The organism is Rhodococcus sp. BS-15 (genome assembly GCF_000813105.1).
GTDB lineage: Bacteria > Actinomycetota > Actinomycetes > Mycobacteriales > Mycobacteriaceae > Rhodococcoides.
Genome location: NZ_BAOX01000488.1, coordinates 1 through 2,067, shown reverse-complemented (window position 1 = coordinate 2,067; position 2,067 = coordinate 1). Strand labels below are relative to the sequence as shown.

Genomic DNA, 2,067 nt, shown 5'->3' with positions numbered 1-2,067 from the left:
TGCGCGTTCCACGAGGGCACGCCCATGGCGGTGCCCGCACCCGACTCGGAGCACCTCGTCGAGATGATCAGCGCGGCCGTCGGTGAGCAGGTTCCTCCCGAGTTCGGCGTCATGGTGGCCGAGGACATGGGCTTCACCGCCGCGGACACTCCGGTGGCCGCACCGAACGATCTGTCGGTCATCGTGATCGGTGCCGGCGTCTCGGGGATGCTCGCGTCCATCAAGCTGCACGAGGCGGGCATCAGTCACACCGTGCTCGAGAAGAACTCCGACGTGGGCGGCGGCTGGTTCGAGAACACCTACCCCGGTGCCGGCGTCGACACCCCCAGCCACCTTTACTCCTACTCCTTCGCGCCGCGTGCGTGGAGCACGCACTTCGGCAAGCGCGACGAGGTGTGGCAGTACCTCAGCGATGTCGCCTCCGAACAGGATCTGCGGCAGGGTATTCGCTTCGACACCGAGGTGGCGACCGCAGAGTACGACGCGCAGCGGCAAGGCTGGACCGTCACGACGATGGATGGTGAGATCTTGACCGCCGACGTGGTGATCACCGCTACCGGTCAGCTCAATCGGCCGAAGGTGCCCCACATCCCCGGGCTCGAGTCGTTCGACGGCCCCATCTTCCATACCGCGAACTGGCCGGCCGATCTGGATCTGACCGGCAAGCGTGTCGCTATCGTCGGAACCGGGGCCAGTGCCATGCAGGTGCTGCCGGCCATCGCGTCGACGGTGGGGCATGCGACCGTGTTCCAGCGGTCGCCGCAGTGGGTGTCGTCGAGCGACGTGTATTTCACCGAGATGGGCGACGACGCCAACTACTTGATGGACGTCGTTCCGCTGTACAGGCTGTGGTACCGGACGAGGCTGGCCTGGAACTTCAACGATCGGGTGCACAGCTCGCTGCAGGTCGATCCCGAATGGGAGTATCCGCAGCGCTCGATCAACCCGGCGAACGACGCCCATCGACGGGTCTTCACTCGCTATATCGAAGCCGAGCTCGAAGGCAGGCCGGACCTCATCGAGAAGTCGCTTCCCGATTACCCGCCCTTCGGCAAGCGGATGCTGCTCGACAACGGGTGGTACGCCGCGCTGAAACGAGACAACGTCACCCTCATCGCCGACGCCGTCTCCTCGATCACTACCAACTCGGTTGTCGCGCAGGATGGTTCGGAGACCGAGGTCGATGTGGTGATCCTCGCAACGGGCTTCGAAACCCACAAGCTGCTGACGCCGATCGACGTGCGGGGCCGATCGGGTGAGTCCATTCGCGACATCTGGGGCCCGGAGGATGCGCACGCGTATCTCGGCATCACCGTCCCGGACTTCCCGAACTTTTTCATCACGTGCGGCCCCGGAACGGTGTTGGGCCACGGAGGCAGTTACATCACCATCGCCGAATGCCAGGTGCGCTACATCGTCGATGTGTTGATCGACATGGTGGACAAGCGAATCGGAGCCATCGAGTGCAAACCTGACGTGGAAGCGGAGTACGTCCGCAAGCACGACGAGGCGCACGAAAAGATGATCTGGTCGCACGGCGGCATGGACAACTGGTACCGCAACGACGCCGGACGCGTGGTCTCGACGCTGCCATGGCGCATCGTCGACTACTGGGAAATGACCCGACGGGCCGATCTGGACGACTTCGTCATGGAACCTCGACGGGATGAGGCTCGCTGATCAGTTGGACGTCGCCTGCTGCATGGACAGCACGAAACCGTGTCCGCTGCCCGCGTCGCAGACCATCGCTTCGAGTCGGGAGTAACAGGTGTAGCCGAGGTGCGAGATCGATGTGTTGTAGTCCAGCGATTGCGCGTTCTCGACCCCGAAAGCGCCTTGGTTGAAGCACATCGGCGTTACCTTGCCCGGATCCAGGAAGAAGCCCTTGCTCATCTCGTCGGCCGAGAAGGGTGGCTTGTCGCAGTCCGCGCCGTCGGGCACGGGTGCGTCCGTGGCTTGGCAGCCGGACGAGAACGCGGTGGAGCCGAGCTTGCAATAGACGTTGCCCGACGGCGACTTCCATCCGACCTCGTCGTTGACAGCGGCATATCGGGCCGGGTCGACGGG

At 64.0% G+C, this 2,067-nt stretch carries 2 protein-coding genes; one reads left to right on the top strand and one right to left on the bottom strand.

The window, feature by feature from the left end; genetic code table 11:
* Positions 1-1,680 (top strand): NAD(P)/FAD-dependent oxidoreductase (locus RHBS_RS27210; protein WP_145977645.1); only part of this gene is annotated, 1,680 nt, incomplete at its 5' end.
* Here RHBS_RS27210 and RHBS_RS29390 read toward each other — a convergent pair.
* On the bottom strand, positions 1,681-2,067 hold a 387-nt coding region (locus tag RHBS_RS29390), incomplete at its 5' end, for a DUF6636 domain-containing protein (RefSeq protein ID WP_374700676.1).